The sequence below is a fragment of the Thalassospira permensis NBRC 106175 genome, from assembly GCF_000714555.1.
Lineage (GTDB): Bacteria > Pseudomonadota > Alphaproteobacteria > Rhodospirillales > Thalassospiraceae > Thalassospira > Thalassospira xiamenensis.
In genome coordinates, this window is record NZ_AUNC01000046.1 from 1 (window position 1) to 6,858 (window position 6,858).

Annotated in this window: 6 protein-coding genes and 1 pseudogene; 4 read left to right on the forward strand and 3 right to left on the reverse strand. The window is 55.4% G+C overall.

Annotated features, from left to right (window positions below):
• Positions 1–202, reverse strand: a pseudogene (locus tag SMB34_RS17605) (integrase core domain-containing protein); the annotation flags it as partial.
• A gap of 88 nt (positions 203–290) precedes the next feature.
• Between SMB34_RS17605 and SMB34_RS17610 the strand changes: the two are divergent.
• The 4 genes from SMB34_RS17610 to SMB34_RS17625 all read left to right on the forward strand — a co-directional run bounded on the left by SMB34_RS17610 (position 291) and on the right by SMB34_RS17625 (position 4,049).
• A complete protein-coding gene (locus tag SMB34_RS17610; RefSeq protein ID WP_007088290.1) occupies positions 291–797 on the forward strand; it encodes a DUF305 domain-containing protein in 507 nt (168 codons plus the stop codon).
• Between the two features lie 181 nt (positions 798–978).
• Complete coding sequence (locus tag SMB34_RS17615; RefSeq protein ID WP_084716692.1) at positions 979–2,439, forward strand: beta-propeller fold lactonase family protein; 1,461 nt, start codon at positions 979–981, stop codon at positions 2,437–2,439.
• Between the two features lie 201 nt (positions 2,440–2,640).
• Positions 2,641–3,180, forward strand: a complete 540-nt coding sequence (locus SMB34_RS17620) for an RNA polymerase sigma factor (RefSeq protein WP_037992063.1) — start codon at positions 2,641–2,643, stop codon at positions 3,178–3,180.
• Complete coding sequence (locus tag SMB34_RS17625) at positions 3,177–4,049, forward strand: anti-sigma factor family protein (protein ID WP_037992066.1); 873 nt, start codon at positions 3,177–3,179, stop codon at positions 4,047–4,049. The genes SMB34_RS17620 and SMB34_RS17625 overlap by 4 nt, the downstream gene beginning before the upstream one ends.
• 124 nt (positions 4,050–4,173) lie before the next feature.
• Here the strand turns inward: SMB34_RS17625 and SMB34_RS17630 are convergent, their stop codons facing one another.
• Together SMB34_RS17630 and SMB34_RS17635 are read right to left on the reverse strand one after the other, a co-directional pair.
• A complete protein-coding gene (locus SMB34_RS17630) occupies positions 4,174–5,028 on the reverse strand; it encodes a universal stress protein (protein WP_007088286.1) in 855 nt (284 codons plus the stop codon).
• A gap of 15 nt (positions 5,029–5,043) precedes the next feature.
• A complete protein-coding gene (locus SMB34_RS17635) occupies positions 5,044–6,534 on the reverse strand; it encodes a SulP family inorganic anion transporter (protein WP_007088285.1) in 1,491 nt (496 codons plus the stop codon).
• Between the last annotated feature and the right edge of the window lie 324 nt (positions 6,535–6,858).

A 6,858-nucleotide genomic window follows, 5' to 3' on the forward strand; every position in this document is an offset into this window, starting at 1 on the left:
ATTCTGGTGTTTGCATTGCCAGAGCGATGTGCGGTCGCATGGTATTGTAAGCATTGATGGCTTCGTTGAACAGCTTGGCTAGATCTTCGAATGTTTTGCACCGGTGCAGGATGAACTCCTGTTTGAGAATGCCATTGACGCGCTCGGCCAAAGCGTTCTGATAACGGTCATATCCATCCGTCATCGACGGGGTGATTTGATTTTTCAAAATTTTTTTTCCAGCATCTGGGAATAATTGGGCCTGCCAGCTGTCTAACCTTTATGTCGTCATTGAACATAGAGGTCCCCCGATGTCCCACGCTTCGTTTTCGCCCCGTTCCTTTGTTGCGCGCCGCATCATGGCGTTTGGCGTATTTGCCTGTATGTCGGTTGCCGGAATTGTCGGCATGGCTATTGTCGCCAATGCCCATAACGGTGTTGATCATAGCAAACAGGGTTCAATGCCCCGTGATGATCACGAAGCCCATAGCGGGCATACCATGCCCGAAAGTGCATCGGCTGATATTCCCGAACATGAAAAGCCGTTTCTGGCAAAAAATGCGGCCGCCATGGACAAGATGATGGCTGATATGAATGTCGCGCCGACCGGCGATATTGATCGGGATTTTGTGGTCATGATGGTCCCGCATCATCAGGGGGCAATTGATATGTGCGCGGCCTATCTGCCTTATGCCGGCAATACGCAGCTCAAACGCCTGTGTCAGGAAATCATTGTGACCCAGCAACAGGAAATTGTTGCGATGTATCTCGCCATCGGGGCGGAATTGCCGCCTTCGGCCCCGGCATCGACTCGTTAACCACGAATGCCCATGCCTGCGCAGTGGCAACCGTTCACCGCCTAACATTGGCCGCCTGTTACCTGCCTATCGCCTTTCTTCGATATATTTCTACGCCTGCTGCATTTCCGTGCGCCATATCTCCGCCCCTGGTCAGGAGCAACCAAGGGCAGGGTAAGTCGCCTTACGCCAAGGAGTACTCATGAAGAATATTTTTGCCAGAACCCTTATGGTCTGTACGCTTTTAGCGGGCAGTTCCGCCATCGTTCTTGCCGGACAGGCCCCCTATCCGGCGACCAGCCCCGACCGGGTGCTGGGCCATCAGGATCGGGTTTATTCCGCCGACCAGTTTTCAAATACAGTGTCGGTGATTGACCCTGCCGATAATAAATTGCTGGGCGTGCTGCGCCTTGGCGATCCGCAGCCGCGCAACCTCAGCCCGCTGTATCGCGGGCAGTTGCTGGTGCATGGCTTGGGATTTTCGCCCGATGGCAAAACGCTGGCGGTTGTCGCGGTCGGCAGCAACGCCATCAGTTTTATCAACACCCATGACAACACTGTCCTGCACACCACCTATCTGGGCCGGTCCCCGCATGAAACCTTTTTCACACCCGATGGTAGTGAAATCTGGGTGACCATCCGCGGTGAGGATTATGTTCAGGTGCTGGATGCCAAGACATTCGAACCCAAAACCCGTATCCAGACCCCTGCCGGTCCGGGCATGCAGATTTTCTCGCCCGATGGGAAATATGGCTATATCTGTTCGTCTTTCAATCCGGAAACACTCGTGGTTTCGGTGGCCGATCACAAGATCGTCGGCCATGTGAAGCAGGCCAGCCCGTTCTGCCCGAACATTGCCGCCAACCCCGACGGCAGTCAGGTGTGGTTCACCCTTAAAGATATTGGCAAAGTACAGATATTTGATGCCAAACCGCCCTTTGATGTGATCAAGACGATTGATACCGGCCCGATCACCAACCATGTAAACTTTGCCCGCACGGCCAAGGGTAATTTTGCCTATGTCACGATTGGTGGCCTTAATCAGGTCAAGGTGTTTGATACGGAAACCTTTGAACAGGTGGCGACCATTCCGGTCGGGCGGCTGCCCCATGGTCTGTGGCCATCTGGCGATGGATCGCGGGTATATGTTGGGATTGAAAACGATGACCAGCTGATGGCGATTGATACCGCCACCAACAAGGTGATTGCATCCATTCCTGTCGGTCAGGCCCCGCAGGCCATTGCCTATGTCCCCGGTGCGGTAACCGAAGGGGCGGGAACCGACAATCTGGAACCGCTGAAGGCAACGGACAATTCGGTGCAGCTGTCATTGCGTGCGGTTGGCGGGGCCAGGGATGGTTCGGCCCCCAGCAACGTGTCGCTGTTTGATCAGGGCCTGACACAGGTGGTGCAGGCCTCGGTCACCGGTCTGGAACCAGGCAAGGAATACGTCCTTGCACTGGCGGGCAATCCGGATGGCAGCGGAACATTGCAGGCCCTGTCGAATTTCAAGGCCAACCCGACCGGGGCAAGTATTGTCAATGCGCTTGGTCCGATCCGCCAGTTGGTCAAGGGCGAGGATGAGCAGCCCAAACGTTATCTGGTAGTGGCCCCGAAAACCGCCGATGGTATTGGCGCACCGGTGCAGGTTCAGGCCGACTGACCCCATATGGTATTTCACCCCGGTTCCGATGCGGGCCGGGGTGAAACGGATTATATACGAAACGGATTGCATTATTTGTCCTGCAATCCGTTTGGTGTCCTTCATTGCCAGATGCCCGGCACCGTATTGGCAATGGAGGTGTCTGGCCCCAGCACAAGAATTACCAGTGCCACAACACGCCCCTGTCACAGGACGATAGGAATGCATGATGACATGATCCGGCGGATAGAACCGCTGATCCCGGCCCTTCGGCGATATGCGCGTGCCCTTTGCGGTGATCGCGCGCAGGCCGATGATCTGGTACAGGATTGTCTGGAACGCGCCATCAGCCGCTGGCACCAGCGCCGCGACGATGGCAACACACGCACATGGATGTTTACCATCCTGCATAATCTAGCGGTCAATTACTGGCGTCAAAACCGGTATCGCGGACCGCATATCGCTCTTGATGATACGGTCGAAACCGCATTTGCCCATGACGGCACACAGGAAAACAGCCTGCATTATCAGGATGTGATGGGCGCGATTGCAACCCTTCCCGATGATCAGCGCAGCATTCTGCTGCTGGTATCGATCGAAGATCTGTCCTATGCAGAAACGGCAAAGGTGCTGGATATACCGTTAGGGACGGTTATGTCGCGTCTGTCACGCGGGCGAGAAAGATTGCGCCAGATTCTGGATGGTGACAGGCGGAACAACGGGGATCGTCAAAGCACCCCAAATTTGCGGAGGGTCAAATGAGCCACAGTCCCATTTCAGAAGACGATCTGCATGCTTTTGTTGATGGTGCGCTTGATGGGGCGCGCCACGATGCGGTGGCGGCCTATATCGCGCAGCATCCCGATATTGCCAGACGGGTTGATGCCTATGCCCGGCATCGCGACCTGATGCGCGTGGCTTTTGCCCCGGTAGCCGATGAACCGGTGCCATCGCAATTGAATTTGCATCACCTGATCGAAAACCGCCGTCATGACGGCAAGTCGGTAACCGATCACCGTCAGGATGGATTTCAGGACGGGAATGCGGGCGGTCGGATTGCGTGGTTTGGCGGTTGGCAGGGGGCGGCAGCCGCGATTGCTTTGCTGTGTGTTGGTGGCGGGGCCGGATGGGGATTGCACGGATTTGTGCAAAATCCCGATGTGCCGGTTTTGACGGCATTGTCGGCGTCTGAAGGGATTGGTGCTTTAGCACGCGAGGCATCGGCCAGCTATATCGCCTATGCCCGAGATCGCAACCGGCCGGTCGAAATCCGGGCGGATAAAACCGATGATTTGCTGCGCTGGATCAGTGATCGGGTCGGAATGAATTTGCATGTACCCGATCTGACGGCGGATGGATACCGGTTTATGGGCGGGCGGGTTGTCGCTACCGATCACGGCCCGGCGGCAATGCTGATGTATGATGATGATCAGGGGGTGCGTCTGGTGATGCTGGCCCGACCGATGCAGGCTGACCAGAATGCCCCGATGCAGGAACATCATGCCGATGGTGTCACCGGGTTTTCCTGGGCATCGATGGGCACGGGTTACAGTGTGGTCGGGCCGCTTTCCGATGACCTCTTGCACCCGGTCGCCGATCAAATGCGCAAACAGCTAACAACCCCGGCATAGGCCGGGACGGTTTGACGAATACCGGATGCCGGATTGTGTAAAACGGTCCGGCATCCGGGCCGGTCATAGAGGCCAGAACAGGGCGCTTAGCAACGACTGCGTTCGCTGCTGCCCGATCAGTCATTTAGCGGAACATCATTACCGGCACATGGCAGGACCGAACCATTTCGGTGGTGGTGCTGCCGATGATCAGGTTGCGGATGCGCGAATGGCCGTATGCGCCCATGATCAGAAGGTCGATGCCATCCGCCTCGATCCGGTTTTTGATCACGTCTTCGGGTTCACCGGCCTCGAAACCGGCGTCAACATCGTATCCTGCCTTGCGCAAAATGGTCGCCGCGTCATCAAGCTTTTCCTGAAGGCTATCTGTTGGTTTGCCAACGCAAAGCAAGACGCACGGAAGTCCGGTAAACAGCTTGCCACCCGCAATGTGGCGCACGGCCTTCATCGCACTTTCGCCGCCGTCAAACGCAATCAGGAACTTGTTGATCGGCTTGAATGCGCGCGATGCGACCAGAACCGGTTTGGTCGCAGACCGGACAACCCGTTCAAGATTTGATCCCAGATGCAGTTTGGCAAAATCGGCGGCCTCGCCCCGCTTGCCAATGATGATCAGGTCGGCATCGCCTTCAAACTCGCCAATTGCATCAATCAGATCGCCATGACGAAGCTTGGAGGTAACGGATGAAAGTCCGGCTTCTTCAAGGCCCGATTTGGCTTCTTCAAGCAACAGCCGCCCGCGTTTTAGCTCTAGCTTGGCCTTTTGTTCATCAAGGTCGGCCAGTTCCTGCAAAAGTGCGCTACGTGCACCAAGTTTGAGGTTACCACTAAGGTCGGCGGGTTCGGAGCCCACGCCGCGACGGCCCAGCACATGCATCAGCTCAACCGATGCCTCGGTGCGTTCCGCCACCCAGCAGGTCAGGTCGCGAACGCTTTGCGAATAGCTCGATCCGTCGATCAGTGCGATCAGATGTGTCATTGATCGTCCCCTTCCCTAATGGCCCATCAGGCGTTCAAAAGCGCCGGGCTTGTCATGTATGGCCAGTTTATCGACAATTGTTTCGCTGGCTTCATTGAGACCGATCAATTCGACTTCGGCCCCTTCACGGCGGAATTTCAGCACGACCATATCAAGGGCCGCAACACTTGAAATGTCCCAGATATGCGCATGGCTGACATCAATCGTGACCTTGTCCAGCGCTTCCTTGAAATTGAATGCCGCGGTGAAATCATCGGCAGAGGCAAAGAAAACCTGCCCTTCGACGTTATAGGTCCGATGCGTACCGTCTTGTGAAAGTGTGCTGGACACGCGGAAAATCTGCGAAATCTTCCACGCAAAGAAAATGCCGGACAGCAAAACCCCGATCAAAACGCCAATCGCAAGGTTATGGGTCGCGACGACCGTTACCACGGTTGCCAGCATCACGATGGACGAGCTTCTCGGATGGTCACGAAGGTTTTTGATCGAGGACCAACTGAATGTTCCGATCGAGACCATGATCATGATCGCAACAAGGGCTGCCATCGGAATGATGCTGACGATATCGCTTAACACGACGATCATGAAAAGCAGGAAAACCCCGGCAACAAAGGTCGATAAACGTCCGCGCCCGCCCGATTTCACATTGATCACGGATTGCCCGATCATCGCGCAGCCCGCCATGCCGCCGATAAAGCCGGTGGCGGTATTGGCAATGCCCTGGCCGATGCATTCGCGGTTCTTGTTGGACGGTGTATCGGTCAGATCATCGACGATCTGGGCCGTCATCAGACTTTCGAGCAAACCGACAACCGCAACAGCCGCCGAATAGGGCAGAATGATCATCAGGGTTTCAAGGTTCAGCGGAATGTCGGGGATCAGGAAGACCGGCAGGGTCGAAGGCAGTTCGCCCATATCACCCACGGTTCGCAGATCGGCATTGATAAACAGCGAAATCACCGTCAGTACAACGATACAGACCAAGGGTGACGGGATTGCTTTGGTAATGCGCGGGAACAGATAGATAATGGCAAGTCCGCCCGCAACCATCACATAAGTCACCCAGGTGACATTGGTCAATTCGGGCAACTGTGCCATGAAAATCAGGATGGCCAAGGCGTTGACAAAACCGGTCATCACGGATTTAGAGACAAACCGCATGACATAACCCAGCCGAAGCAATCCGGCCCCGATCTGTAACAACCCGGCCAATACGGTAGCCGCCAGCAGATATTCAAGACCATAATCGCGCACGAGCGTAACCATAAGTACAGCAGTCGCGGCGGTCGCGGCTGAAATCATGCCCGGTCGCCCGCCGACAATTGCGGTAATCACGGCAATCGAGAAGGACGCATAAAGTCCGATCTTCGGGTCGACCCCGGCAATGATCGAAAAGGCGATGGCCTCGGGGATCAGGGCAAGGGCAACGACAATCCCGGCGAGGATATCGCCGCGAATATTGCCAAACCATTCGGTCCGCAATTGCGGAAGGAAATCGGTGTTCACAGGCTTAACTCCAGTCTCGCAGTCCGCCAGCAATCCGGCAGACGGGTTTCTGTTATATGATCAGGGAATAAAAAGTGGGGCGGAAAGCTGTTTCGTCACTGCCACGCGATAACATCGGCGCTGTTGATACAGCCCGGTCGCAAGCAGGAATTATCGAAACAGTTCTTACATCGGCCCCGTGTCCGTCAAAGGATAAACAAGTTTTGCTGCGTCGCAACGCAGCCTATTTAAAGGAATTCCAGAACCGGCACAACCAACAATATTGGAAGGCTGCGGGTAAAGTGCTGTGATCCAACGTAAAAGACCCCGCTTAAATCAAAGCGG